Origin of the sequence: Aliidiomarina minuta (assembly GCF_003987145.1) — a bacterium.
Classification (GTDB): domain Bacteria; phylum Pseudomonadota; class Gammaproteobacteria; order Enterobacterales; family Alteromonadaceae; genus Aliidiomarina; species Aliidiomarina minuta.
The window spans coordinates 1239271-1266187 of the sequence record NZ_PIPL01000001.1 but is presented as its reverse complement, the minus strand read 5'-3'; the positions used below and the strand labels follow the sequence as shown (position 1 = coordinate 1266187).

The 26917-nt window shown below is 42.3% G+C and carries 24 protein-coding genes; all 24 read left to right on the top strand.

The window, feature by feature from the left end:
- Window positions 1-44: 44 nt before the first annotated feature.
- The 24 genes from CWE09_RS06065 to CWE09_RS05950 all read left to right on the top strand — a co-directional run bounded on the left by CWE09_RS06065 (window position 45) and on the right by CWE09_RS05950 (window position 26898).
- The gene (locus CWE09_RS06065) at window positions 45-1214 is read left to right on the top strand and encodes a nucleotide sugar dehydrogenase (RefSeq protein ID WP_126803092.1); all 1170 of its coding nucleotides are present in this window, start codon (window positions 45-47) and stop codon (window positions 1212-1214) included.
- An 18-nt stretch (window positions 1215-1232) separates the two neighbouring features.
- Entirely contained in the window at window positions 1233-2318 is a 1086-nt protein-coding gene (gene rfbB / locus CWE09_RS06060) for a dTDP-glucose 4,6-dehydratase (RefSeq protein ID WP_126803091.1), read from the top strand.
- The gene (gene rfbA, locus CWE09_RS06055) at window positions 2315-3187 is read left to right on the top strand and encodes a glucose-1-phosphate thymidylyltransferase RfbA (protein ID WP_126803090.1); all 873 of its coding nucleotides are present in this window, start codon (window positions 2315-2317) and stop codon (window positions 3185-3187) included. Before rfbB ends, rfbA begins: the two co-directional genes overlap by 4 nt.
- A gap of 3 nt (window positions 3188-3190) precedes the next feature.
- Window positions 3191-4297: a DegT/DnrJ/EryC1/StrS family aminotransferase gene (locus CWE09_RS06050; protein WP_126803089.1), complete on the top strand. Its 1107-nt coding sequence runs from the start codon at window positions 3191-3193 to the stop codon at window positions 4295-4297.
- A gap of 33 nt (window positions 4298-4330) precedes the next feature.
- The gene (locus CWE09_RS06045; protein ID WP_126803088.1) at window positions 4331-5479 is read left to right on the top strand and encodes an HpcH/HpaI aldolase/citrate lyase family protein; all 1149 of its coding nucleotides are present in this window, start codon (window positions 4331-4333) and stop codon (window positions 5477-5479) included.
- A gap of 2 nt (window positions 5480-5481) precedes the next feature.
- Entirely contained in the window at window positions 5482-6828 is a 1347-nt protein-coding gene (locus CWE09_RS06040) for an MmgE/PrpD family protein (protein WP_157982820.1), read from the top strand.
- Window positions 6829-6860: 32 nt separating this feature from the next.
- Window positions 6861-7760 carry a hypothetical protein gene (locus CWE09_RS06035; protein ID WP_198679646.1) on the top strand — a complete coding sequence of 300 codons (900 nt, stop codon included), beginning with the start codon at window positions 6861-6863 and terminating at the stop codon, window positions 7758-7760.
- Complete coding sequence (locus tag CWE09_RS06030) at window positions 7723-8721, top strand: 2-hydroxyacid dehydrogenase (protein WP_126803086.1); 999 nt, start codon at window positions 7723-7725, stop codon at window positions 8719-8721. Before CWE09_RS06035 ends, CWE09_RS06030 begins: the two co-directional genes overlap by 38 nt.
- 1 nt (window position 8722) lies before the next feature.
- Window positions 8723-9940, top strand: coding sequence for an ATP-grasp domain-containing protein (locus CWE09_RS06025; RefSeq protein ID WP_126803085.1), 1218 nt, complete (start codon window positions 8723-8725; stop codon window positions 9938-9940).
- Between the two features lie 197 nt (window positions 9941-10137).
- On the top strand, window positions 10138-11487 hold the full coding sequence (locus tag CWE09_RS06020; RefSeq protein ID WP_126803084.1) for a class-II fumarase/aspartase family protein: 1350 nt from the start codon (window positions 10138-10140) through the stop codon (window positions 11485-11487).
- Between the two features lie 6 nt (window positions 11488-11493).
- Window positions 11494-12393: an ATP-grasp fold amidoligase family protein gene (locus CWE09_RS06015; RefSeq protein WP_126803083.1), complete on the top strand. Its 900-nt coding sequence runs from the start codon at window positions 11494-11496 to the stop codon at window positions 12391-12393.
- Window positions 12394-12429: 36 nt separating this feature from the next.
- On the top strand, window positions 12430-13437 hold the full coding sequence (locus CWE09_RS06010; RefSeq protein ID WP_126803082.1) for a cyclase family protein: 1008 nt from the start codon (window positions 12430-12432) through the stop codon (window positions 13435-13437).
- Between the two features lie 18 nt (window positions 13438-13455).
- Window positions 13456-14454 carry a glycosyltransferase gene (locus tag CWE09_RS06005; protein ID WP_126803081.1) on the top strand — a complete coding sequence of 333 codons (999 nt, stop codon included), beginning with the start codon at window positions 13456-13458 and terminating at the stop codon, window positions 14452-14454.
- Between the two features lie 220 nt (window positions 14455-14674).
- Window positions 14675-16474 carry an ABC transporter ATP-binding protein gene (locus tag CWE09_RS06000; RefSeq protein ID WP_241974306.1) on the top strand — a complete coding sequence of 600 codons (1800 nt, stop codon included), beginning with the start codon at window positions 14675-14677 and terminating at the stop codon, window positions 16472-16474.
- A 104-nt stretch (window positions 16475-16578) separates the two neighbouring features.
- On the top strand, window positions 16579-17373 hold the full coding sequence (locus CWE09_RS05995) for an ATP-binding protein (RefSeq protein WP_126803080.1): 795 nt from the start codon (window positions 16579-16581) through the stop codon (window positions 17371-17373).
- A gap of 209 nt (window positions 17374-17582) precedes the next feature.
- Complete coding sequence (locus tag CWE09_RS05990; RefSeq protein ID WP_126803079.1) at window positions 17583-18812, top strand: hypothetical protein; 1230 nt, start codon at window positions 17583-17585, stop codon at window positions 18810-18812.
- Window positions 18809-19807, top strand: a complete 999-nt coding sequence (locus CWE09_RS05985) for a glycosyltransferase (RefSeq protein ID WP_157982819.1) — start codon at window positions 18809-18811, stop codon at window positions 19805-19807. The genes CWE09_RS05990 and CWE09_RS05985 overlap by 4 nt, the downstream gene beginning before the upstream one ends.
- 1 nt (window position 19808) lies before the next feature.
- Window positions 19809-20930 (top strand): GDP-mannose 4,6-dehydratase, encoded by a 1122-nt coding sequence (gene gmd / locus CWE09_RS05980; protein ID WP_126803077.1) that lies wholly within the window; start codon window positions 19809-19811, stop codon window positions 20928-20930.
- Between the two features lie 4 nt (window positions 20931-20934).
- Entirely contained in the window at window positions 20935-21897 is a 963-nt protein-coding gene (gene fcl, locus CWE09_RS05975; protein ID WP_126803076.1) for a GDP-L-fucose synthase, read from the top strand.
- Between the two features lie 4 nt (window positions 21898-21901).
- Window positions 21902-22366, top strand: coding sequence for a GDP-mannose mannosyl hydrolase (locus CWE09_RS05970; RefSeq protein WP_126803075.1), 465 nt, complete (start codon window positions 21902-21904; stop codon window positions 22364-22366).
- Window positions 22367-22418: 52 nt separating this feature from the next.
- Complete coding sequence (locus CWE09_RS05965; RefSeq protein WP_126803074.1) at window positions 22419-23822, top strand: mannose-1-phosphate guanylyltransferase/mannose-6-phosphate isomerase; 1404 nt, start codon at window positions 22419-22421, stop codon at window positions 23820-23822.
- Window positions 23819-25186 (top strand): phosphohexomutase domain-containing protein, encoded by a 1368-nt coding sequence (locus tag CWE09_RS05960; RefSeq protein WP_126803073.1) that lies wholly within the window; start codon window positions 23819-23821, stop codon window positions 25184-25186. Before CWE09_RS05965 ends, CWE09_RS05960 begins: the two co-directional genes overlap by 4 nt.
- A 9-nt stretch (window positions 25187-25195) precedes the next feature.
- The gene (locus CWE09_RS05955) at window positions 25196-25969 is read left to right on the top strand and encodes a glycosyltransferase family 2 protein (protein ID WP_126803072.1); all 774 of its coding nucleotides are present in this window, start codon (window positions 25196-25198) and stop codon (window positions 25967-25969) included.
- Window positions 25966-26898 (top strand): NAD-dependent epimerase/dehydratase family protein, encoded by a 933-nt coding sequence (locus CWE09_RS05950; protein WP_126803071.1) that lies wholly within the window; start codon window positions 25966-25968, stop codon window positions 26896-26898. Before CWE09_RS05955 ends, CWE09_RS05950 begins: the two co-directional genes overlap by 4 nt.
- Window positions 26899-26917: the final 19 nt, after the last annotated feature.

The following is a 26917-nucleotide window of genomic DNA, read 5'->3' as shown; positions in this document are numbered from 1 at the left end:
CAGATTACTCGAGTTTAAGCTCACATCAACAAAGTAGATAACGTATGAAAAAAATCGCAGTGGCAGGTACAGGGTATGTCGGGCTCTCAAATGCGGTATTACTTGCACAGCACAATCATGTGACCGCGGTCGATATCGTTGAAGAAAGAGTCAAGTTAATAAACCATAAGCGGTCACCCATTGCTGATAAAGAAATCGAAGAATTTTTTATCAGCAAGCCTCTTCACCTCAATGCTACAACGAATGCCAGTGAAGCATATAAAGACGCGGAATTTGTGATTATTGCGACACCAACTGATTACGACCCGCAAACGAATTATTTTAATACCAGCAGTGTAGAGACTGTGATTCAGCAAGTATTAGCAGTAAATAGTCATGCGGTAATGGTTATAAAGTCCACCATACCAGTTGGTTATACCAACGAGCTGAAAGCAAAATTTAAGACTGACAACATCATCTTTTCGCCAGAATTTCTGCGAGAAGGAAAGGCGCTGTATGACAACCTACACCCCGCCAGGATTATCGTCGGTGAGCAAAGTGAACGAGCAGAAGAGTTTGCGAATTTGCTTAAACAGGGCGCGATTAAGAGAGATATCGCAGTACTGTTTACTGATAGTACTGAAGCCGAGGCGATAAAGCTTTTCGCGAATACGTATCTGGCAATGCGGGTGGCGTATTTTAACGAATTGGATACCTATGCCCAGGTGCATGGTTTAGATACCCGGCAAATTATCGAAGGGGTTGGCTTAGACCCGCGTATCGGTAACCATTACAATAACCCGAGCTTCGGTTATGGTGGTTACTGTTTGCCGAAAGACACTAAGCAACTGCTGGCTAATTATGAAGAAGTACCGCAAAACATAATGCGTGCCATTGTAGACGCTAACCGAACGCGGAAAGACTTTATCGCTGATTCAATTCTTGCGAAGAACCCCAAGGTAGTTGGAATTTATCGCCTGGTAATGAAGTCGGGATCTGACAACTTTCGTGCATCGGCGATTCAAGGCGTAATGAAGAGAATTAAAGCTAAGGGGATCGAAGTTGTAGTCTACGAACCGGAACTCAAAGACGAGCTTTTCTACAATTCCAAAGTGATTCGTGATCTCAATGAATTTAAATCTCAAAGCTGCGTTATCGTATCAAACCGTCTATCGAGTGATCTGGAAGACGTAGTAAATAAAATTTATACCCGCGATTTGTTCAATAGTGATTAATAAAAGGTAGTTATACAGATGAAAATATTAGTCACCGGAGGTGCAGGTTTCATTGGATCTGCTGTTGTTCGACATCTGATTCAGGATACTGAACATCAGGTGGTGAACGTAGACAAGCTGACCTACGCTGGCAACTTAGAGTCTTTAAGAAGTGTTGATTCGGACCCTCGATATAGCTTTGAACGAGTTGATATTTGCGACGAGGCTGAAGTAAAACGTATTTTCAGTCAGCATGAGCCAGACTTAGTGATGCACCTGGCAGCAGAATCCCATGTAGACCGCTCCATTGATGGGCCAGGTGAGTTTATTCAGACCAATATTGTGGGCACCTACGTGCTTTTGGAGCAGTCACGAGCGTATTGGCAAAGCCTAAACGGCGAACGAAAGGCCCGTTTCAGGTTCCATCATATTTCGACTGACGAAGTTTACGGTGATTTGCCGCACCCGGATGACCATGATGGCGAGTTGCCACTATTCACCGAAGATACTTCTTATGCACCAAGCTCACCTTATAGTGCGTCAAAAGCGAGTAGCGATCATTTAGTTAGAGCGTGGCAGCGGACTTATGGATTCCCCACCGTGATTACTAATTGTTCGAATAATTATGGGCCTTACCATTTTCCTGAAAAATTGATCCCGCTGGTAATATTGAACGCATTAGACGGCAAACCGTTGCCGGTTTACGGGAAAGGTAACCAGATAAGAGATTGGCTGTACGTTGAAGACCACGCTCGTGCACTGGTCTTAGTCGCAACAAAAGGCTGCGTTGGTGAGACCTACAACATTGGTGGCCACAACGAGAAGCAAAACATTGAGGTTATTACCACTATCTGCGAGATATTGGACGAACTAAAGCCTGCTCAACCTGAAAAAGGTGTTAGCAGTTACAAAGAACTAATCACTTTCGTTCAGGACCGACCCGGACACGATATGCGCTATGCTATCGATGCTGGCAAGATTCAAAGTGAACTAGATTGGACGCCAGAAGAGACATTTGATTCCGGTATTCGCAAGACTATTCAGTGGTACTTAGATAATCACGATTGGTGCGCGCGCGTTCAGGACGGAAGTTATCAACGAGAAAGACTAGGACAGAAAGTATGAAAGGTATTGTATTAGCAGGTGGAAGTGGTACACGGTTGTACCCGATTACGAAAGGTGTGTCTAAACAATTATTACCCATTTACGACAAGCCAATGATTTACTACCCGCTGTCAGTGCTTATGCTTGCCGGTATCCGGGACATCCTTATTATTTCGACGCCTGAAGACTTACCTAATTTTGAAAAATTATTGGGTGATGGTTCGCAGTTTGGCGTTGAGCTTAGCTACGCCGAACAGCCAAGTCCTGATGGTTTGGTGCAAGCTTTCATTATTGGAGAAGACTTCATTGGTGACGACAGTGTATGTCTGGTGCTGGGTGATAATATTTTCTATGGACAAGCTTTCTCTCCGAAGTTGAAGCAGGCTACTCAGCGCTCAGAAGGCGCCACAGTTTTTGGTTACCAGGTTAAAGATCCCGAGCGCTTTGGTGTAGTTGAATTCGATAAAGACCTTAACGCTATTTCACTTGAAGAAAAACCGGAAAAACCGAAATCACATTACGCAGTAACTGGATTATATTTTTATGACAATTCAGTCGTTGAAATTGCTAAAAAAGTTGAACCCTCAGATCGAGGCGAACTGGAAATCACTTCAGTGAATCAGGCGTACCTCGAACGAGGTGACCTAAAGGTTGAGCGACTTGGTCGAGGCTTCGCTTGGCTTGATACTGGTACCCATGAAAGTTTGCTGGAAGCCGCTCAGTTTGTGGAAACTATAGAAAAAAGACAAGGGTATAAGATTGCCTGCCTGGAAGAGATTGCATGGCGGAATGATTGGCTCTCAACGGCAGACTTGGAAAAAGCCGGAACAGCGTTGTCGAAGAATGGGTATGGTCAATATCTATTGCAACTGGCAAAAGAAGGCAAGTAATAAATGATCCCGGTAACAAAGCCTTACCTACCTGAAAGAGCGAAGTTAGATAAGTACATTGACGGCATATATGAGCGTAACTGGTTAACCAACAGTGGTCCTTTGTATCACCAATTAACAGACCGCCTAAAAGATTACCTGGGTGTGGAGCATTTATTGCTCGTGAGTAACGGCACCCTCGCTTTACAGATTGCTTACAGGGCTTTAGGGCTCGGTAATGATATGACATCAAACGCTTTAACCACCCCCTTTACCTTTGTTGCCACGGCGAGCTCACTAAAGTGGGAAGGTATTAGCCCTAAATTTGTAGATATTGACCCTGATACCTGGTGCATGAAGCCTTCAGCAATCGAAGCCCAAATCGACAAACAGACCAAGATAATTGTACCTGTTCACGTTTTTGGCAATGCTTGCGATGTTGAGAGCATTCAATACATTGCAGACAGGCACCAATTAAAAGTTGTTTACGATGCGGCCCACGCGTTTGGCGTCAATTATAAAAACGAAAGTTTATTGAAGTGGGGGGACGCTGCAACTTTGAGCTTTCATGCGACAAAGGTGTTCCACAGTATTGAGGGCGGTGCCATTGTCTTTAAACATAAAGCCGACTATGAGCGGGCGAAGTCACTGATCAATTTTGGTATCACAGGGCCGGATGAAATTGGCGCACTGGGCATTAACGCAAAATTGAACGAGTTTCAGGCTGCAATGGGCCTTTGTGTGATGGATGAACTTGAATCCAATTTTGCCGAGCGAGAAAGAGTATGGCGTCGTTACCATGAGGCTATATCAGCTGAGTTAAGCACTCAAATTAAGTTGCAGATCGGTCATTCTGACGCGACGAATAATGCAGCTTACTTCCCAGTGGTATTTGAAAGTGAATCTAAGGCATTGAGTGTACTTGAGGGAATGAAAAAACAGGGAATTCAGCTGCGTCGTTACTTTTACCCGAGTTTGGATATGGTTCCTGAATTGTCAAACAGTAGAAACTGCCTGACATCGCAAAATATTGCCAAACGAATTCTATGTTTACCTGTATATGCATCGTTAACTGAGAGTGAACAAAATTTTGTTATTTCCGAGCTTCTGCGCCTGGTAAATGAGCATTAACTGATCGTATAAAACGAAGGGCACTAGAAAGGCATGAAACATAATACACATAACAGCGCTTACACCTTTGAGAAAGAACCTCTTGAGTTTAATAAGTTATCAGATAAGGACTTATTGCAGTTCTGTTTAGGTGGCACCTTGTATATGCCGGCGACGAAATCTGTCGTTGATAAAATTCTAGACCGTTCTTTTATTCACCTTAAGTCAATGGTGATGTGCTTTGAGGATGCGATTAAGTTCGAGGAACTAGGTCAGGCTGAGAAGAACGCGTTAGAGCATCTTGATCGTATCGCCGAAGCGATGGATAGCGGAGCGCTTGATATTAATGATGTGCCGCTTATTTTCATGCGCGTGAGAAATACTGAACAGTTTAAGAGCTTCGCTGAGCGTCTGAATACCAATCAGGCAAAAGCACTTACCGGCTTCGTGTTTCCTAAGTTCTACAGCAATAATGCTCATATTTACCTGCAAGAATTGAGCGAGCTTAACCATAAATTAGGTACTAGCCTTTATGGAATGCCAATTCTTGAAGGAAAAACCATCGCTTATAGTGAAAGTCGGGTAGGCGAGTTAACTCAGTTGAAAAGTATTCTGGATCAACACAAAGATCTGATTCTGAATGTCCGGGTCGGTGGCACTGACTTTTCCTCGTTGTTCGGGGTTCGCCGCGGCATAAATTCGTCGATTTACGATATTATGCCAGTTCGTGATGCCCTATCAGATATTCTTAATTTCTTTAATCGCGCTGAAGATGGATACACTGTATCGGCCCCTGTTTGGGAATATTTTCTTGCGTACAAGAAGGATGATATTCACGAATATCTGAACGATAACATTCATAGAAGTCTCTTGAACAAAGAACCAATTCTTAATGAAGCAATTGATGGTCTGCTTCGCGAAGTTATTCTCGACAAAGCCAATGGTATGGTTGGAAAGACAGTTATCCATCCTTCACATCTAAAATATGTTAATGCCATGCAAGCCGTTACACTAGAAGAATATCAGGACGCTATGCAAATACTTGATGCACGTGGCGGGGTAGTGAAGAGTGAAAGCGCAAACAAGATGAATGAGATTGCTCCGCATACGAATTGGGCAAGACGTATTGAGCAGAGAGCTATGGGGTTTGGTGTGATTGGCAGTGAAAGTGATTATATGCAGCTCTTTTTGGGTGAGGACTAATCGTGTCATTTACGGATGAATTTGTAGATATTATCTATGACTTATATAAACAGCCGTTATCCTCCGAGTTAGATGGTGTTTGCAGGCAACGATTCCTGGATTATGTGGCTGTTGCAATATCTGGATCCACCTTAATTAAAGAGCGGATTGAAAATTATCCGGGACTCTTTTGCCAACACCAGCCTCAATTGACTCCAGTGCTTGGTCTGAATAAATACGCAGCAGCAGAGACCGCAGCACTGCTTAATGGAATGAGTGCTCATGTGGCTGAGCTAGACGACGGTGAGCGCTTTGGAATGGTTCACCCCGGTGCGCCCGTTATTTCTGCATTAATCTCTGCTTTGTATCAATATAAATTATCTACAGAACAGTTTTTAAAAGGTATTTTTATTGGCTATGAGGCCACTATTCGGATGGCAAGGCTGCTTCAACCTGAGTTGAAGGATAACGGCTATCATGCGACTGGTCCCTGTGGTTGTGTAGGTGCGGCGATGGGTGTCGCAGCAGCTCGGGACTTTAGCAAAAGTCAAATGAAAGACGCGTTTTGTGCTGCTACTACTAGTGCGTCCGGTATTTTAAAGGTCATTCGGGAAAACTCAGAATTGAAACCATATAACGCCGGACAAGCTGCCTTAAATGGATTAACCGCAGCGATTATAGCTAGTCTTCAGTTTAATGGCCCTGGCGATGTGCTGGAGGGAGACCAGGGGTTCATTAAAATGATTACTGGGAAAGAGCAACTCAAGTCTATTGACGGAGCTGATGTTCAATTGATTAAGCGTGCATATACGAAGCCCTATGCCGCGTGCCGTCACTGCCATGCTCCAATAGAAGCAAGTATCGCATTGAGAGAGAAACACAGTGTGGATAGCGAGAGTGTTACAGCTATACGAGTTATTACGCACCGCTTTGCAGCCTTCAAACATGACCACACTAATATTGAAAATGATTATTCAGCAAAGATGAGTATTCCTTTTAGCGTCGCTGTTGCCTTGTATGTGGGTCGTGCTAGTGTCTATGAGTTTACACACAAGTACATTAGCGATAAGGAAGTCCAACGGTTAACGAAGTTAGTTAAGGTTGAGGTTGATGATGAACTTACTAATCTCGTACCTGAGAAGAGAGTCGCTATTGTTGAGCTAACATTCCAATCTGGAGAAAAGGTCAGCTATCAGGTTGATTTACCCCTTGGTGAACCTGAGAACCCAATAGATAAGAGTATGTTAGAAGCTAAATCTCTAGAATTATTAAAGTACTCAGGCATTGAGGAGCAGGCTGCACTTGGTCTAGTCGAGCACTTACTTCAAGGTCACGACTTTACGGCCGTATTAGACAATTTAGTCCATTAGTGGGCCGTGATTAATAGAACCAGATAGGTGGGATGATGAAAGAAACCCGAAAATTTTTAGAGAAGATTGGCTTGCCACGCGGGGACGCTTACGATTTACCTTCATCGGCCAAGCGCTTTAGCGATGGCGCACAGTATCGATTTGAAGTTCCTGGTATTCAAGGTCCGAAGGCAATGAAGGCCTTGCTTGATGAATTAGAACGCCTAGAAATACACATCCATCGAGTCACGCAGACAAAAGGTATTATGCTGATGGGTGACGACGATATTAGCAGTATGCTTGAACTCGCCGAAAAAGCTCAAGTTGAATTGATCTTGGCTGTTGGCCCCCGAGCTACTTATGATACCAGTGCTTCAGTTCAGACCTCTGAAGGGCAACGAATGGGTTACAGGCTACGTGGACAAGAACAAGTTGTGCGTGCGATTGAAGATGTTAAAAGAGCGGCAAATTTAGGATGCCGTTCATTCTTGGTGTATGACGAAGGTTGTTTATGGGTTTTGAACGAGGCTCGTAAGCTTGGTGAGATTCCAAACGATTGTAAGTTTAAAATATCAGCTCATTGTGGTCACGGTAATCCTTGTTCAGCGAAGCTTCTGGAGCAAAATGGGGCTGACTCCTTAAATCCAATAAGAGATATTCAGCTGCAAATGCTAGGAGCACTGCGTCAAGCCGTCAACATCCCTTTAGATGTCCACACTGAAAACCCAGCGTCTTCGGGTGGTTTTATCCGTCACTACGAAGTTCCAGAAATGATCCGTGTTGCCTCACCTATTTATTTAAAAACTGGTGGTTCAGTAGCAAAGAATCATAGTTGGGATTCGACTGAAGCTGACGCTCGAAACAGAGCGAAGCAGGTGATGCTCGTTAAACGCGTAATTGATCAGTACTATTCAGATGCAAGTTGGTCTAAAAAGGGCTCGCTCAGTGCCTAATATCCTTCTATCTAACTTCTATAGCGATACCGTACTTCGAGTAGTGGATGATCTGTTACCAAAAGGGTTTAACCTTTTAAAACTGGAAGAACCAGGTAAAGCCGGAATTCTAAAAAAGGCTGCTCAGGCTGATTACCTTTTGGTTGGAGGCCGCACCAGGATCGATGAGGATATATTAAATGCTGCGACAAGATTAAAAATGATCCAACGGTCTGGTGTCGGTCTTGACTCCATTGACTTAGACGGCCTGCGAGAAAGGGACATTCCCTTGTATGTTAATGCTGGCGTTAATGCCCGAAGTGTGGCTGAACATTCAGTCATGCTCATGTTGGGCATACTCCGGAACGTCCATTTAGCAGATCATAAGACTCGTTCTGGCCAGTGGGTAAAGCATGATTTAGGTATGCAGTGTCACGATCTTTATCAGAAAACTGTAGGCCTTATAGGCATGGGAAGTATCGGGCAATACGTGGCTAAAATGCTGCAGGGATTTGATGTGAACGTTATCTATTCAAAACGAACCCAACTCCCCACCAAGAAAGAAAAAGAATTAAACGTTTCTTTTTGTGCGTTTGATGAACTCTTACGACGTTCAGATATTGTAAGTTTACACTGCCCGTTAACTCCTGATACTAGAGAATTAATTGGCGAAGAGGCAATTGGACTTATGAAGAAAGGAGCGTACCTGGTTAATACGGCACGGGGTGGAATGGTAAATGAAACCGCTTTGATACAGGCATTGGAAACTAATCATCTTGGCGGAGCGGCTTTAGATGTTTTTTGTATGGAACCACTAGAAAGCGATAGTCCCTTGCTAGCTACCAATAAATTACTCCTTACGCCTCATATGGGCGGTATAACCATTGAAACTTTTTCATCAATGATAAGTGCTGCATTTGACAATATCGTAATGTTTGAAAGAGAAATGTTTACATGTATCGACGAAAAGAAAGTAGTCTAGGATGAATGAAGACATAAGAACCGCAATAGTATTAGGTGGCACTGAGCCCCATATTAGTCTCATAAATGAGCTTAAAGAGAACGGCTACTTCGTGGTATTAGTGGATTATACGGATAGTCCACCAGCTAAAGGCTTCGCTGATCGACACATAATATCGAGTACACTAGATTATGACTCTGTACTAAAGCTCGCGAATGATTTAGCCGCTTCAATTGTAATAAGTACTTGTGTCGATCAAGCAAATGTTGTCGCTTCCTATGTATCTGAAAAGCTCAATCTTCCTCGATTATATAGTTTCAAGACTGCGGTCCGCATCTCGAAGAAATCAGAAATGAAAGATGCGATGATGAAACTTGGTATTCCTACATCAAGATATGTTGTATCAGTTTCTGGGACAAGAGGTTACGAAGCCCTATGTTTACCACTAATAGTCAAACCATCTGATTGCACCGGTTCAAAAGGTGTTGTTAAGGTTGATACTTATGAGGAAGTTGATGGTGCTGTGGAAGCCGCTCGTTCTCTGAGTCCGTCGGATACAGTGATTATTGAAGAGTTCGTTGACGGTGAGGAAGTTCAGTTGGATTTTCTTATCGTAAACGGAAAGCCAAATTTCATAATGTCTAGACAGAAAGTCAAAGGGATTACAGGGAAGGGTGAGTTTCAGCAGTCGTCCGGATCTACTGTACCAGCTAATTTAACTGATCAGGATATTACTAAGTTTTCAGCTTATGTGGAAAAATTAGCAAATGAATTCGATCTTGGGACTACACCTTTCTTTATTCAAGCTCTGGTGAATAAAGAGTCAATCAGCGTTATTGAATTCGCCCCCCGAATTGGTGGCGGGCTAAGTCATAGGCTGATAAAAGCGGTTACTGGAGTAGATATTATCGCTCAATCTCTCAATGCGCATTTAAATAAGCCAATTGAGTCAAAGGTTATTAAGCCCAATGCTGTTTTTCGAACTGGTCTACTGTATTCACACGGTGGCATATTTGGGAAATTAGAGGGGCAGGATGAATGCCTATCTTTAGAGTTAATCGAATGCTTTGTTCCTTATAAGAAGGAAGGAGAAAAATTAGGTAGTGACTTAGCTAGTAGAAACAGGGTAGCGGCATTTATCTCTAAGGCAGATAATCAAGACAGCTTAGAAAAAAAAGTCCGTTCGATTTTTGATAAAGTAAAGATATACGATATTAACGGGTTGCTAATTAATCGTTAAAATTGAGCGTCTTACATTTATAAATATAAAGTGCTAATAACTTGAGTGAAATAGTGAAAGTTAGGTGCATGTTGATCGGATATGCAATAATAATCAGTTATTTTAAATAGTCGATGCACTAAAGCTTCTTTTATCGAAAATAATTTACATCAGAATTATAAAGCACTTTCAGAAAATTAAAAACGGATGGATTTAAAATGTCATCATTAATAGATTCTTTTTATTATAAAAATATGTTTGCAACGTCGGCTATGGCGGACGTGTTCTCAGAAGATACGCGTTTTGAGTCTTGGTTAAAAGCAGAAGTTGCTTTAGCCGTAGCAGAAGCATCCTTAGGGATTATTCCCGAGTCCGCTGCGAAGAATATCGCTGAATCTGCGAAGCTGGAGAATCTTGATCTTCAGGCAATGAAAGCGGAATTTGATAAAGTTGGTTTTCCTATCATGCCTTTAGTGCATCAGTTAGCTAAGGCCTGCGATCCAGAAGCTGCTCGTTTCGTTCATTGGGGCTCAACTACTCAGGACATTATTGATACTGGCTTGGTACTTCAGATTCGTGAAGCGCTTGGGTTGCTCGAACAAGACCTTGATGCAACCATAGATGCGCTGGCTAAGCTTGCAACTGAGCATAAGCATACCGTAATGGCAGGACGCACTTTTCAGCAGCAAGCTGCTCCCATCACCTTTGGCTATAAGGTAGCCGTATGGTTAGATGAGATGTTGCGGCACAAGCAACGTCTGGCCGAGCTAAAGCCAAGAGTATTAGTTGGACAATGTGCCGGAGCTATTGGCACTTTGGCGACTCTAGGCAACCAAGGTATTGCCGTTCAACAAGCTATGATGAAAGAACTCGGACTAGGCTCACCCGATGTGACCTGGCATACCGCTCGTGATAGTTGGGCGGAAATGGTTAACTGGCTGGTACTGGTGACTAGTACATTAGGTAAAGTCGCTACCGAAATTGCTACCTTAATGCGCACAGAAGTTAATGAAGTTCGTGAACCTTATGAAAAAGGACGCGGTGCCAGTAGTACGTTACCCCAAAAACGCAACCCCATTGCATGTCCAAGAATTATAGCTATTGCTCATAGAATGAGAGAGTTCTCTGGATCGCAGTTTTCAGCAATGATACAGGAACATGAGCGTGCGGTTGGAGCGATGCCGATCGAATGGATGATTATTCCAGAAGCCTTTATGCTGGCCTCAGGAAGCCTGGCGCAAAGCCTAGAAATTCTCAAACACCTGGACGTCGATAAAGCACAAATGCGCGCCAATTTGAATCTGAATGGCGGTTTACTGATGGCTGAAGCCGTGATGATGGGGCTTGCGCCTTCTACGGGTAGAAACGAAGCCCATGATATTGTTTTTGGTGCCGCGGGCCGAGCTAATGACGCTGGTGTTGGGCTTAGAGACGAGCTTATAAAAGTACCTCAAATAATGGAGCACTTGACGGTCGAGCAGTTAGATTATCTGTTAGATCCTTCTAACTATATAGGGTCAGCGGCTATTATGGTTGACATGGTGGTAAGTAAGGTAAGTATAAAGTAAAGAGATATGGGGACGGGTATGTCGGTGTCATCGAATAAAAAACTAAACTATCTAACATGGCGGATGCATAAAGATCTCAATGCGGATGAAGTTAAAAGGTGGGCAAAAGGAGCATTTTATAATCTTGTCGGCTATATGCCGAACTTGAAAAACCCTAAGACCTTTAATGAGAAAATTCTATGGTACCGTTTGAATTATGACTCATTAGACCTAAGACGGTCAGTAGATAAAGTTGAATTTAAAAGTTATATAAAAGAAAAGATTGGTGAAGGGTACACAGCTGAACTTTATGGAGTATGGAGCGATGAGGAGGATTTTACTTTCGATGACCTACCTAAAAGCTTTGTGCTTAAATCAACATTTTCATCAGCTTCTGAGAATATAATATTTGTCGATAATAAAGATAAAATTAATCGTAACGAGTTACTTTATGAGATGACAGAGTGGTTACAACCTTGGAATAGCAGCTCAAAGTCATTTTCCAACTGGTACGAAAATTCTACACCGAGAATTATGGCGGAAGAATACCTTGAGTGTACGACTGGTGCGCTCGTAGATTACAAAATTATGTGTTTTAACGGTACACCAAAATGTCTTTTTACCGTGTCAGATAGGTTTAAAGAAAAGTATCTAGATTTTTATGACCTAGCCTGGAATAGACTTCCATTTAAGAGGAAGTTTCAATGTTCACCATACCCCTCCCCTCCACCTAAAAACCTTAGTCAAATGATTGAAATAGCAAAACTGCTATCAAAACCGTTTCCGTTCGTTAGAGTCGACTTCTATGAGATCGGTGACAAGCTATATGTCGGAGAGCTAACTTTTTCTCCTGGTGGGGGATTTGAGCCCTTTTCACCTGCAGAGTGGGATAAAAAACTCGGTGATTGGTTGGAACTACCAATTTAATCTTTATGCAATATGTTTGGCAGTGTAGGAGGGCGAATGAATAGGTGGAATAAAAGACCGGAAAGTTCTAACTGGGGAGATTTTGGCAATGATGATCAACTAGGCCGTCTAAACCTCATCAATGAAAGTAAAGTTTTACAAGGTGTAGCAGAAGTTAAGGTTGGTAAAACTTTTTGCTTAAGTCTTCCGCTCGATCTACCTGGTGGGAATGTTTTAAGCCCAGTTCGTTTTCCTCCGCAATTACGGCCCGTTATCCGAAACGATGAGCCATATTACAATTACGAATGGCGAAAAAAAGATTCTAGGTTTACTGATATTGCTACCGATGATGCGGTGCTTCTACATACCCAGTATTCGACTCAATGGGATAGTTTAGCTCACAGGGGTTCATTATTTGATGTAAACGATGACGGCCACCCGGTGCCTACCTATTATAATGGGTATCGCGCTGGTTCTGATGTCGTAATGGACAGTAGTCAGAAAGTTGGAGCCAAAAAGCTTGGTATCGAAAATATGGCTAAACATGGTGTTCAAGGTCGTGCAGTGATGGTCAATTTACATAAGCACTTTGGTAACTTCCCGCGCAAGGAAGTTTGTTATGACGACCTTATGCTGGTTTTTTCTGCTGAAAATATCGTAGTCGAACCGGGCGATATCCTATGTTTATGGACAGGATTGGATAAATTAATTCTTGAAATGGACGGTTCGCCGGATGATTCTCTGCATAGCGCCTGCGCTGTTCTTGATGGCCGTGATGAAAAATTATTGGCTTGGATCGAAGAAAGCGGAATTGCTGCTATTGCTTCTGATAATCTGGCTGTAGAAGCGGTTGGAAAAGAGACACCTTGTTGTAGTACAACAATATTACCCATTCACGAGCTGTGCTTGTTTAAATTAGGAATTCATCTGGGTGAGTTGTGGCATTTGGCAGAGCTAGCTGAATGGTTGGAGAAAAATAAACGCAGCCGCTTTTTTCTTACAGCTCCTCCGCTTCGATTGACCGGGGCTGTAGGCTCCCCAACCACCCCTATTGCAACAGTTTAACTTGGTTACTTTAAAATTATGAGAAAAAATTTACGCAGCGAAAAAGAGATCATGTCATTCTGGCAAGGTGACGTGAGTAAACCATTGGTATCGATCAGTTGCACTACGTATAATCACGAAAAATTTATTGAAGATGCTCTAGAAGGATTTTTGATTCAGGAAACAGATTTTCCTTTTGAAATTATCATCCATGATGATGCGTCCACTGACAGAACGCAAGACATCATTAAAGAGTACCAATATGCTTATCCTAACCTGATTCGCACAATACTCCAAACTGAGAACCAATACTCTGAGGGAAGGAAGCCGGGAGGGTTTTTATTTTCCGCCTATCAAGGTAAGTATGTTGCTAATTGTGAAGGTGACGATTATTGGACTGATAAAGATAAGCTGCAAATACAAGTTGGATTTTTAGAGCAACATCCGGAGTATGTTATTTCATGTCATGATGCAACCATTATTGATTCTTCAGGAAACGTTTTGAGTAAACAAAAACTTCCTAGCTCTTGCCGTAGGGACTTTGATGAAAATGAGTTGCTTTCTGGGCGTGCTTGGATCCTAACGATGTCACGAGTGTATAGACGAGAAATAAGCAGAATCCCAGAATCTAAATATATTAAGAATGGTGATACTTTTTTTGCTGCATTAATGGGGCTGCACGGGAAGTGTAAATTTCATCCTGAGATCTCGCCGGCGATGTATCGCGTCCACGATGGAGGTATCTGGTCTTCCACATCACAAGAAGACCGCACAGATGACCATATAAATACTTGGTTCTGGATGTATCGCTATTTTAAACGTACTGGTAATGAAAAATATGCTGATCTTTATTTTCGAAGATGCTTTCAGCAGTTGTCAGCGAATATCCCTCTATATGTAATATTTACAACATTTATAAAACGTATGTTTTTCTTCAATAGCTTTAAAAATTTAGCTATAAGGAAGCTAGGATTGAATCGTCTCCGTTCTCTTCGAGATAGCTTCTCCGATCGCTTGCGTAGGACTCCCAAAAAGTAAGCCTTATCTGACGTTAAATACTATCTATCAATCAAGAGGCATACAAATGTTCAATGATTGAACAAATCGGATTTCTATTGTATTTAGCTAAAGTCGACCAAGAAACGTTGGTCTTATGTTGAATAGGAAATTTTAATGTTTTCAGAGGTTTTTTGTATTCAGTTAGGTTTCTGCAGAGTTTCAGAGAACTCTCGATTAAATATTAGAAGTGAACTGCATAATGATGTTTAAACGTATTAAAAATCTTTATAAGCTGCTGACTAAAGAGCAGCGCAGACGCCTAATAAAATTACAGTTATTAGTCGTGGTTATGGCATTTGCTGAGGTTGCCGGCGTTCTTGCAATAGGACCTTTTATGGCGCTAGTTGGTGATATCAGTCACCTTGAAGGCACAGGAATTCTGGCGCAGGTTTACCAATTTTCAGGGATCGATTCTTACCGGGATTTTCTTTTCTGGGTTGGGATATTAGTCTTGCTTTTCCTTACTGTGGCAGCAGCAATATCTATTTATACTATTTGGCGATTATCAGTATATGCTCAGCAAATTGGCGCCGAAATGTCTTCAAGACTATATCGGCACTACATTCATCAGTCTTGGCTATTCCATGCTAGCGGAAGCAGTAGCAAGTTGACTAATCAAATTGTTCAGGAAAGTGGGCGTATCACTAACCAAATTATCCAGCCATTGATGTTAATGAATGCAAAAATAGTGATGGCCATCGTAATGGCTAGTGTGATTTTTATTTTTAATCCTATAGTCGCGCTAGCTGGACTTATGCTATTTGGCACATCATATGTTTTACTTTATCGCACGGTTCGATTGAAGCTTAGTCAGAACGGAAACAAAATTACGCAAGCTAACCGATTACGCTTTAAACTCATGAATGAGGGCTTCGGTGGCATAAAAGATACTTTGCTGCTGGGACGTCAGGCCGACTTCAATAAACGCTTTGAGAACGCAAGCCGAACCTATGGACGTGCGCAGGGTGTAACTAAAGGGCTATCACAAGCACCTCGTTATGCAATGGAATTGATAGCCTTTGCTGCTGTTATTTTCTTAGTTCTCTACTTATTGAGAATTTACGATGGGAATCTTGGTACTATTCTGCCTGTTCTATCGGTTTATGCTTTAGCTGGTTTTAAACTTTTGCCGGCCTTTCAACAAATCTACACTAGCGTTGCTCAAGTGAGAGGTAATCTTGCTGCCTTTGATAGCATTGAAGCCGACTTATTAGCTAGCAAAGATCAAGATGAGCTACAACCGCAGGCCATTACAGATCGGCTATCACCAAAAGAGAGTATTGAATTAGAAAATGTTGTATTTCGATATCCGGGTAAAGAAGAAAAAGCACTTAACGGCTTGTCTATAAAGCTTCCAGCCAATAAGGTAATTGGGTTGGTAGGAGCATCAGGGTCAGGTAAATCTACAGCAATTGATGTGCTGTTGGGATTGATTGAGCCAACTGAAGGTTTTTTAAAAGTAGATGCTGAAAAATTAACTCCTAAGACAAAACGCGCTTGGCAGAATAATGTTGGGTTCGTGCCGCAAAGTATATTTCTGGCTGATGCTAGTATTCGAGAAAATATCGCTTTTGGATTACCAGAAGAATCTATAAATGATGAACAGGTAAAGTCAGCAGCTAAAATGGCACATTTAGATGAATTATTGAGTAACCTGCCCGAAGGGCTTGATACTCGGGTGGGTGAGAGGGGAGTTCAATTGTCCGGCGGTCAGCGGCAACGGATTGGAATTGCTAGAGCTCTGTATGATGATGCCGAAGTCTTGGTTCTTGACGAGGCAACCAGTGCGTTAGATGGAATTACTGAAAAGCTCGTTATGGATGCAATCAACGACTTTGCCGGTAAAAAGACAATTGTTATGATTGCCCATAGATTAAGTACTGTTAAGTCTTGCGATACAATCTACTTGCTAGAAGATGGTAAAGTGCTTGGAGAGGGAACTTACGATGAGCTTTTTCTGAATAATGAGAAGTTTAAAAAAATGGCAATGAACGCTTGATTTGATTGTTCTAGACGTGCTGCTCACTCAGTTTAGTCAACTTTCAATGGCAAAGAATACATTCTGGAATTTAATGAAAATCCATTTTCAATTGAAGACTCAAAATGCAGAGAAAAATGATTAAACATAGGGTGCAGGCATCTATAAAGAGTATCTCGGCTAGATTTGGCTTGGATGTTTATCGTAAAAAGTCGACTATTCAAAATAAAATATACAATCAAAACTGGGTTTATGTAGAGCTCATTGGCCCGTCAGGAGTAGGAAAAACCACTTTATTGAATAGTATAAGTTACATGCCTGATAATAATTGGGCTGGGCGAGAAGATTTAATGAAATTAACTACTCATGCGGCGAAGTCGCTGGGTTCCAGCTCATCTGTTTATTCAAGGTTATTGAGTTTCAAAGTAAATTCAATAACTGAAAAGGAATACTCTTTCTATCAATTAAATAGATTAATTAAGTATATGATACAAGTTCTGGAAGCCGACTTTATTATGAGTCGTGGTGTATATCAAAGGTATTTATTTGATGAAGGGATTTTCCATAATTTTCGTACTGAGATCCAAAATCTGGGAAAGACTGAACTTTCACAGTTACTAAAAAATAGAGCATTTGTTTTTGTAGAAGCCTCTCCAGAGGCTATTGTTTCGAATATACGTAAAAGACAGGGTGATTTAGCAGAACCCGATCAGAATCCTAATCATATCGGAAAATCTGATGAGGACCTGGAACAAGAAGCGATTCGAAGCTTGGGCCTGAACCGGAAGCTACAGGAGTTCCTGGCGAAAAGCGGTAGCAAGACGGTCATAGTCAATTCTTTAGACTTAAAGCAAGGGGCTTCTGATGTTGAGAATTTTATTAATGAGATAAAACCCCCTCGTTCAAGTGATTGTTCCTAAGTCTTTCTAGATGACGGCTCTTAGGTTTAAGGTTGAGGACTTCACTCTTGCTCCAATGCCAAGGTATGATTTTAACAGCTCTTTACCACTTAACTGGTATTTAGTAAATTTGGTACTTGATTTTGCTGCAAGGGCAGTAATTAAATAGATGTTATTTCTCTAATTTCAGTCGGGCTGGATTGATATATGTACATACTAGTGTTCCTTTAATGAAAATAAACATTTCTCCTCAAGCTTTTTTCCTTTTGGCTATAGCTTTCTTCCCGGTCAATTATAGTCTCGCGGTATCTATGAGGCCAGCTGATCTTCTTGTGTTGGGCAGCTTTGTGCTTATGTTGTTTTACCTGTCTTCGGCGAAGATCAATATAGCGGCTTTACTTTGGGTTCTGTTTGCCGTCACTAGTATTTTATTCGCTGTTTTTTGGAGGTTGGAGTCCGGGGGCGATTTAGAACAGCTGATTTTTGTTTACAAGTATATTTTCATTTTTATCGTATTAGTACTAGCGCTAAATACTTTTAAAAGTCGTATATATCTACATAAAGCGTCCAAGGTTTTTTATGTAGTATTGGTATTGCTCTCTTTGTGGGTTTTTGTTTATTATTACCTTGTCTTATCAGGATCTATAAGAGGCAATATCCGTCCAAGCTTTCCTTTTTCAAATAGCTACTTGGAGTCAGATGCTCATTTGTACTCAAGTGTACTAGCTATGCTTTTATTTTCATACGTTTATATATTGAAAGATATTCTAGGGCATGGGAATAAGCGTGTATTAGCTACAGTAACTTTATGTTTGTTAGCAATGATATTTACTGGGAGTCGCACAGGGATAGCTCTTGTATTTATTGGGTTGTGGCTTCAGCTGTTATCGACCCTTATCTTTTCAGCTAAATCGACTTACTTTATTAGTTTACGTCGCACAACTGTCTATATTTTAATGGCTGGTTTCCTGGCAGCAAGTATTCCAGTTTTTGTGACTTTATATAGTATTGATTTGTCTACCTATACTGGCTTAGTGGATAGAGCATTTAATTTTAATTTAGGAGAGGATGCAAGCTCTTTAGGTCGTTTTGTTAAGTTTGATATTGCGCTCAATGAATTTTCAAGTAGCAACTTCATTGGTACAGGTCCTATGCATGCTTCGGTTGACTGGTACGACAATTTGATTGCGTCTCTGCTGGTGCACGGAGGTATTGTTCTATTGACAGTGAGCTTTGGAGCGACTTTATTTTGCTTCGCAAAAGGATTTCACAAAGCAGAAAGTGGTATTTACTTAACTAAACCTAGAATTACTTTCATGATTTTGCTTTTTATGTACTTCACTGCAAATATTATAACCGAATATATACTTGTAACCCGGAGCGCATTACCAAGTATTTGTTTAATCGTGATTGCGTACTATTGGTCTAAATATAAAGTTGATAACAAGGAATTAAGGTGAACGACCTAAAAGAAACACGCTCAGTCATTGTGATCCCCTGCTACAACCGATTAAATACGTTGAAAAGGCTCTTTAACTGTTTGTTACAATCTGAGTATCCATCTGCAGTCGATTTGGTTTTTTCTATAGACCATAGTAATGCTCAAACATCGTTAGTAGAGTTTATTCAGACCCTGAAATGGCCATATGGTGAATTACGTTGTATTGCAAGGGAACAACGCTTAGGTTTGAAGCACCATATCTTGCAATGTGGCGATCTGGTAGTTGGTTACGAATTCATAGTAATGCTTGAGGACGACCTGATTGTTTCAAAAAGCTTTATGAAATATGCCGAACAAGCTGTTCAGTTTTATGCAGGGCAGGAGGGAATTGCAGGTATTTCTTTGTACAATTACGATCGTAGTGAAAGAAATAGTCAACCTTTTAAACCTCTTAAATGCGGTTACGATGCTTATTTCATGCAGTTTGCTTCTTCTTGGGGCCAGGTGTGGACACGTGGGCAATGGCAGGCATTCAGATACTGGTTAAGCAAAAATGATACTGAGAACTTCGGTGACGTAAAAGCGGATTTTGTCGGCAAATGGCCGAGTACGTCCTGGAAGAAGCACTTTATCAGATACATGGAATTGCAAAACTTGTACTTTGTGTTTCCATATTTTGGGTACAGCACAAATATGGGAGATGATGGTAGCCATCATAATTATATATTCAAGCTGTTCACATCAGCACTGGAGCTTGGCGAACCGAATCTTAAGCTTCCTGAAGTTTCGTCTAATCCAATTTGGTATGATTCCTGTTTTCGTTTGGAAAAAAGGTCAGAAACTCCCGCGCCTCAAACTTTGCTTACGGCAAACATGACGGATGACCCAGCAACAGAGTTTTACAAGCGTTTTCCATATAGAACAACATTTTACTTTAGAGTTTTCTTACTAGCGTTGCTTGTTGATGCGAAGAAAACACTGCATAAATTATCTAAGATTTTTAAAAGAGGGTAGCATGCTTAAAAAGGCGCTTATCACTGGGGTAACAGGCCAGGACGGCTCATATCTGGCAGAGTTTTTATTGGATAAAGGGTACGAAGTACACGGCATTAAACGCCGGGCGTCCTCTTTTAATACTCAACGAGTGGATCATATTTATCAGGATCCTCACGTGGATAACAAGAATTTCATCCTGCATTACGGAGACTTGACGGATACGTCAAACCTAATCCGAATTGTTCAGGAAGTGCAGCCGGATGAAATTTACAATTTAGCCGCGCAGTCCCATGTTGCCGTCAGTTTTGAATCTGCAGAGTACACCGCTGACGTAGATGCTATGGGAACCTTACGTATTCTGGAAGCTATTCGCATTCTTGGCCTCGAGAAAAAAACAAAGTTTTATCAGGCTTCGACCTCTGAACTGCATGGCCTCGTTCAAGAAACCCCACAGAGCGAAACAACTCCATTCTATCCACGGTCTCCTTATGCCGTGGCCAAGCTTTATGCGTATTGGATAGCTGTGAATTATCGTGAGTCTTATGGCATGTTTGCTTGTAATGGCATTTTGTTTAATCACGAATCGCCCCGTCGAGGTGAAACATTCGTAACGCGTAAGATCACTCGAGGACTGTCCAATATCGCACAAGGACATGAAAAACGTTTGTATATGGGTAATATGGACGCTTTACGTGACTGGGGTCACGCAAAGGATTATGTGCGTATGCAATGGATGATGCTTCAACAGGAAGAACCCGAAGATTTTGTAATTGCGACTGGTAAGCAGTATTCGGTGCGTGAATTTATAAACTGGACTGCGAAAGAGCTGGGAATAACGTTACGGTTTGAAGGTGAGGGGGTTGATGAGGTTGCTATTGTTGATGCTATAGAAGGCGAGGATGCTCCAGCACTAAAGGTTGGAGATATCGTAGTATCTGTTGACCCTCGTTACTTCCGGCCCGCTGAAGTAGAAACCCTGCTTGGAGACCCTTCTAAAGCAAAAGAGAAATTGGGATGGACTCCAGAAATAACTGCGCAGGAAATGTGCACGGAGATGGTAGCTGACGATTTGAAAGCAGCGAAGCGCCATGCTTTATTGAAAGCCAATGGGTATGAAATTCCAGTAAGCACGGAAAATTAGCAGAATGAGAAAGCGGATTTATGTTGCAGGACACCGGGGCATGGTAGGTTCTGCTATAACTCGGAAACTGAGCGAACGAGGTGACTGTGAATTGGTTACCGCAAGCCGGGCGGAGGTTGACTTAACTGACCAGGCTTCGGTATCAGCGTTCTTTGAACGAAACAGTATTGACCAGGTTTTTCTGGCCGCGGCTAAAGTTGGCGGGATACACGCGAACAATGAGTACCCGGCTGAATTTATTTATGAAAACCTGATGATTGAATCAAATATCATCCATTCAGCTCATAAAAATGACGTAAATGACTTATTGTTTCTAGGTTCAAGTTGCATTTACCCAAAACTTGCTGAGCAGCCAATGCGTGAAGAGGCTCTGTTGACAGGTCCTCTGGAGCAAACGAATGAGCCTTATGCCATTGCTAAAATTGCGGGCATTAAGTTATGCGAAAGCTACAATCGGCAGTATGGAAGAAACTACCGCTCCGTGATGCCGACAAACCTGTATGGCCCGAATGATAACTTCCACCCGGAGAACAGCCATGTGATCCCGGCTTTATTGCGTCGTTTTCATGAAGCTAAAATAGCCAAGGCAACTGAAGTTATAGCCTGGGGTTCAGGTAAGCCTATGCGCGAATTTCTGCATGTTGATGATATGGCTGCAGCCAGTTTGTTTGTAATGAACTTGGATAAAGAAACCTATGAAAACCATACCTCTCCTATGTTGAGTCATATAAATGTGGGAACTGGAGTGGACTGTAGCATTCGCGAGTTGACAGAGACGGTTGCTGAAGTCGTTGGATTCGAAGGTGACATTGCTTGGGATACGAGTAAACCAGATGGTGCTCCACGAAAACTGATGGATGTGAGCCGTTTAAAGAAACTAGGCTGGAGCTATTCAACTTCATTGGCGGCAGGCCTTAGAGATGCTTATCAATGGTTCCTTGAGAATCAGGATAGTTATCGGGGGTAACTTAATGCTACTGCCGGAAAAAGCATTTTCAGAAGTTATTGATAGAACTCCTTTGGTTTCCATAGACCTGATTATCATGAACGATAATCAGGAATTTCTTTTGGGACTGAGAAAGAACCGGCCAGCTGCTGGTTTCTGGTTTGTCCCTGGAGGACGCGTACTAAAGAATGAACGACTGGAGGCTGCATTCAGACGTTTAACTGAGAACGAATTAGGAACGCAGTTTTCTTTATCTGAGGCTCGGTCTATTGGTAATTTCGAACATTTTTACGAAAATTCTGTGTTTTCTGAGAGCATTTCAACTCATTATATTGTGTTAGCTTATATGTTGCGGTCCGCAGATCTTAAATCATTACCGTCTGAACAGCACGAAGCATATCGGTGGTTAAGAAAAACTGACCTTTTAGCTAGCCAGGACGTCCACGAATATAGTAAAGCTTATTTCAGGGGCGCTGATTTTACTAAATAAGTAGCAGCTTATTAGCGTACTTTAACAACTGAATTGATAAATGGATTTGAAAATGATTTTACCCGTTATAATGGCAGGCGGAAGTGGAAGCAGACTTTGGCCTCTTTCCCGAGCTTTTTTTCCTAAGCAATTCCTTCGCCTCCAGGGTGAGCATACAATGCTGCAGGAAACCTTGCTGCGTCTCGATATGCAAAAATCTTTAGCTCCCCTAGTGATATGCAACGAAGATCACCGCTTTATTGTAGCTGAGCAGTTACGCCAGCAAGATATGCTTTCAAATAACATCATTCTTGAGCCTACTGGGCGAAATACAGCGCCAGCAATAGCTCTTGCAGCTCTCACCGCTATGGCCGCAGGCGATGATCCTGTTTTATTGGTTCTGGCTGCTGATCATTTAATTAAAGATACCGCTGCATTTCAGAAGGCAATAGATAAAGCCGCTGAGTTTGCCGAGCAGGACAAATTAGTGACTTTCGGTATCGTTCCTACAGGCCCGGAAACCGGATATGGCTATATAGAACGGGGCGACGAAGTAGGCACTGGTTATGCAGTTGCGCGCTTTAAAGAAAAACCGGATTTAAACACTGCACAGTCATACGTTGATAGTGGTCGTTTCTATTGGAACAGTGGCATGTTTATGTTTAAAGCGTCGCGCTATATTGATGAACTTCGTAAGTTCCGTCCGGATATACTTAGTGCGTGCGAAGCCGCGCTTGGGCAAATAGACGTGGATCTTGATTTTGTCAGAGTGGAAAAAACAGCGTTTGAAAAATGCCCTGATGATTCAATCGATTATGCGGTTATGGAAAAGACATCTCATGCGGTAGTAGTGCCACTGGATGCTGGTTGGAGTGACGTAGGTTCCTGGTCGACACTATGGGAAGTCTCGGATAAAGATAGCAAGGGTAACGTGTGTGAAGGTGACGTAATGCTGCACGATAGCAGCAACAATTACGTATTCGCGGAAGAAGGACTGGTTGCAACGGTTGGCATTGAAAATATGGTCGTTGTGAAAACCAAAGATGCGGTTTTAGTTGCGAAAAAAGATCAGGTTCAGGAAGTGAAAGCTATCGTAGAACAGCTTAAACGAGAAGGCCGCAGCGAGTATAAATTACACCGGGAAGTCTATCGACCCTGGGGGAAATATGACTCTATTGATCAGGGAGAGCGTTATCAGGTTAAGCGGATAACAGTGAAACCTGGCGAGAAGTTATCAATCCAAATGCATCATCATCGTGCGGAACACTGGGTCGTAGTTTCGGGAACCGCTAACGTTACGATTGACGAAAAAACGTCGTTGTTAACAGAGAATGAATCGGTTTATATACCAGTTGGCAGTGTTCATTCGCTGGAGAACCCAGGCAAGATCCCGCTTGAGTTGATTGAAGTACAAAGTGGCGCCTATCTAGGGGAAGACGATATTGTCCGCTTTGAAGACAGGTATGGTCGCACATGAAGCTAAATTGTTTTAAAGCCTATGATATTCGAGGTCGCTTAGGGGATGAGCTAAACGATGACATTGCTTACCGAATTGGTCGCGCTTATGGAGAATACCTACAACCCGAGAATGTGGTTGTTGGCGGTGATGTTCGTTTAACAAGCGAAGCTTTAAAAAATGCACTGGCTGATGGCCTGAGAGACGCTGGAGTTAACGTAATTGATATTGGTCTGGCGGGCACAGAAGAAATCTATTTTGCAACTTCGTATCTGAAAACGGGTGGGGGAATTATAGTAACCGCGAGCCACAACCCAATGGACTATAACGGGATGAAGTTGGTTCGTGAGGACTCCAGGCCTATAAGTGGCGATACGGGTTTACGCGATATTCAGCGATTGGCTGAAGAAAATAATTTCCAGGATAAAGAGCAGCGTGGCTCACTTACAGTAAAGAATATACTTTCCGCCTATACGGCTCATCTGTTTTCCTATATTACCCCAGAGAATATAAAGCCACTTAAACTGGTTATTAATAGCGGAAATGGTGCTGCGGGTCATGTTATAGACGCCTTAGTTGAAAGGTTTCGGGCATCTGAAGTCCCACTCGAAATTGTGAAAGTTCACAACGAACCCGACGGACATTTTCCGAATGGTATTCCAAATCCCTTATTACCTGAAAATCGGCAGGATACTATAGACGCAGTGCTGGCTCATGACGCGGATCTTGGTATTGCATTCGATGGCGATTTTGACCGATGTTTCTTTTTTGATCATCAGGGAACCTTTATTGAGGGGTACTATATTGTAGGCTTGCTTGCTGAAGCGTTTTTACAGAAAAATCAAGGTAGTAAGATAATTCATGACCCCCGGTTGGTATGGAATACCATCGATATAGCGGAAGCGAATGGTGGGATTGCGATTCAGTCGAAAACGGGACATGCATTTATAAAAGAGCGTATGCGCAAAGAGGACGCTGTATATGGTGGGGAAATGAGCGCACACCATTACTTTAAAGACTTTGCCTACTGTGACAGTGGAATGATTCCCTGGTTGTTGGTAGCTGAGCTGATCTGTGTGAAAGGCTTGTCGTTGCATCAATTAGTTCGTGAACGAATGACTGCTTATCCGTCATCTGGTGAAATTAATTTCGTTTTAGCGGAACCAGCACGAGCACTCGAGGAAGTGGAACGGGTATACAGTAAAGACGCTATTACGCTTGATAGAACTGATGGGATTAGCCTTGAGTTTAAAGACTGGCGCTTGAACCTGAGAAGCTCAAATACTGAGCCTGTTGTTCGCTTGAATATCGAGACTCGCTCTAAGCCGGCACTTGTGACTGAAAAAGTCACTGAAATCGAAACATTACTGCGTAAATTTAGTTGAGGCTGTATTTTGAAGATATCTATTGTCACAGTTTGTTATAACAGCGAAGCAACTATAAGAGACACCATCGAATCTGTGTTGGCGCAAGACTATCCGAATATTGAATACATAGTAGTAGACGGCGAGTCAAAGGACCGGACAATGGATATTGTTCGTGAATACGAAGACAGAATAGCTGTGGTTGTAAGCGAGCCCGATGCGGGAATATACGATGCGATGAACAAAGGCATTCGCCTGGCGACTGGAGATGTGTTTGGCATCTTAAACTCTGACGACTTTTTCTCCTCGACAGACAGTATATCTGCTATTGCCAGTGGTTTTAGTGAAGACAACGTGGATGCTGTATACGGGGACTTAATTTATGTGTCCCCCGAGAATACCGATAAAACCACTCGTTTTTATTCAGTGAAGAGGTTTACTAAGACTAAAATAAGAATGGGCATAATGCCTCCCCATCCAACATTCTATGTGAAACGTAAGTTTTTTGAACAGCTTGGCTACTATAAAACTGACTATAGAGTCTCTGCCGACTTTGAACTTGTATCTAGGTTTTGGCTACAAGGCGTGCATTTTTACCGGGTACCAAAAGTAATAGTTACTATGAGGGAAGGTGGTATCAGCTCAAGTGGATTAGCGGGGCGAATACATCAGAATAAAGAAATAGTACGTGCTTGCCGTGAGAATGGCATTAAGACAAATTTAGCAGTAATTGGACTTAAGATCCCTTTTAAACTGATTAGTAAGTTAAAGCGTGCACCGAAATATACGATGGTGAATAAATGACAAAAGTACTGATCACAGGTGCTAACGGCTTTATTGGTTCGAAGCTCTGTAAATCAGTTTCAGGGGAAAAGTATGAGGTGGTGCCAGCGACCCGTGCTCAGGTAGGTTCAATTGGTCAAGACACCGATTGGTATCAGCTGTTACAAGGCGTAGACCAAGTCATTCACCTGGCAGCCCGAGCGCATGCAAAACATCGTCCTAAAGGTGAGCGCCTTGACTGGTTCAGAGAGGTTAATACCGCGGGTACTTTGAGTCTGGCTAAGCAGGCTATTGAGGCAGGTGTTAAAAGATTTATTTTCTTTAGTACGATTGGCGTTTCCGGCGATGGAAGTAGTAGTGATGGTAGCGATGTAATTGATGAGAAATCAAAGATTGAGCCAGCTAATGACTACGCGCTCTCCAAATACGAAGCTGAATGTGGGTTAATCTCGGTTTTTGAAAGCTCAGAATGTGAGTTGTTAATAATTCGTCCGCCGCTTGTTTATGGTGCAGATGCGCCGGGCAATTTCAGAAAATTACTACAATTAGCGGATAGCCCACTCCCCCTGCCGTTTGCGAAAGTGGATAACTCGAGGTCCATGCTAAGTATTGAAAATCTGTCCGATTTTGTAATTCGTATACTCCAGACTCAGGAGAGCCATGCGGGCACATATGTGCTTGCTGATGACGAGACAGTCTCGATGGCGGAGATTATCGAAGCTTTACGAGAAGGGCTGGGGCGGTCAAATAATAACTCGGCTGTAGCGCCTGGCTTAATCAAGACGGGAGCACAATTAACAGGGAAAGCTGCGATGTATCAACAACTGTGTGGAAACCTGGTAATTTCGAACAAAAAGGCAAAAGCAACCTTTGATTGGCAACCTCCCTTATCTGCTTCCGAGGCATTATATCTGGCAGCGCGAGCTTATTTAAAACGAGTAAAGAACTGAGATGTTAAGATTGATACGA

Bases quoted from the DNA above. Each gene is read 5' to 3' on its own strand.
- CWE09_RS05965 (WP_126803074.1), top strand. From the start codon at position 22,419: ATGATTTTACCCGTTATAATGGCAGGCGGAAGTGGAAGCAGACTTTGG.
- rfbB (WP_126803091.1), top strand. From the start codon at position 1,233: ATGAAAATATTAGTCACCGGAGGTGCAGGTTTCATTGGATCTGCTGTT.
- CWE09_RS06005 (WP_126803081.1), top strand. From the start codon at position 13,456: ATGAGAAAAAATTTACGCAGCGAAAAAGAGATCATGTCATTCTGGCAA.
- CWE09_RS05950 (WP_126803071.1), top strand. From the start codon at position 25,966: ATGACAAAAGTACTGATCACAGGTGCTAACGGCTTTATTGGTTCGAAG.
- CWE09_RS06045 (WP_126803088.1), top strand. From the start codon at position 4,331: ATGAAACATAATACACATAACAGCGCTTACACCTTTGAGAAAGAACCT.
- CWE09_RS06065 (WP_126803092.1), top strand. From the start codon at position 45: ATGAAAAAAATCGCAGTGGCAGGTACAGGGTATGTCGGGCTCTCAAAT.
- rfbA (WP_126803090.1), top strand. From the start codon at position 2,315: ATGAAAGGTATTGTATTAGCAGGTGGAAGTGGTACACGGTTGTACCCG.
- CWE09_RS05960 (WP_126803073.1), top strand. From the start codon at position 23,819: ATGAAGCTAAATTGTTTTAAAGCCTATGATATTCGAGGTCGCTTAGGG.
- CWE09_RS06030 (WP_126803086.1), top strand. From the start codon at position 7,723: ATGCAAGTTGGTCTAAAAAGGGCTCGCTCAGTGCCTAATATCCTTCTA.
- CWE09_RS06010 (WP_126803082.1), top strand. From the start codon at position 12,430: ATGAATAGGTGGAATAAAAGACCGGAAAGTTCTAACTGGGGAGATTTT.
- CWE09_RS05995 (WP_126803080.1), top strand. From the start codon at position 16,579: ATGCAGAGAAAAATGATTAAACATAGGGTGCAGGCATCTATAAAGAGT.
- gmd (WP_126803077.1), top strand. From the start codon at position 19,809: ATGCTTAAAAAGGCGCTTATCACTGGGGTAACAGGCCAGGACGGCTCA.
- CWE09_RS06000 (WP_241974306.1), top strand. From the start codon at position 14,675: ATGATGTTTAAACGTATTAAAAATCTTTATAAGCTGCTGACTAAAGAG.
- CWE09_RS06050 (WP_126803089.1), top strand. From the start codon at position 3,191: ATGATCCCGGTAACAAAGCCTTACCTACCTGAAAGAGCGAAGTTAGAT.
- CWE09_RS06035 (WP_198679646.1), top strand. From the start codon at position 6,861: ATGATGAAAGAAACCCGAAAATTTTTAGAGAAGATTGGCTTGCCACGC.
- fcl (WP_126803076.1), top strand. From the start codon at position 20,935: ATGAGAAAGCGGATTTATGTTGCAGGACACCGGGGCATGGTAGGTTCT.
- CWE09_RS06020 (WP_126803084.1), top strand. From the start codon at position 10,138: ATGTCATCATTAATAGATTCTTTTTATTATAAAAATATGTTTGCAACG.
- CWE09_RS06025 (WP_126803085.1), top strand. From the start codon at position 8,723: ATGAATGAAGACATAAGAACCGCAATAGTATTAGGTGGCACTGAGCCC.
- CWE09_RS06015 (WP_126803083.1), top strand. From the start codon at position 11,494: ATGGGGACGGGTATGTCGGTGTCATCGAATAAAAAACTAAACTATCTA.
- CWE09_RS05990 (WP_126803079.1), top strand. From the start codon at position 17,583: ATGAAAATAAACATTTCTCCTCAAGCTTTTTTCCTTTTGGCTATAGCT.
- CWE09_RS05970 (WP_126803075.1), top strand. From the start codon at position 21,902: ATGCTACTGCCGGAAAAAGCATTTTCAGAAGTTATTGATAGAACTCCT.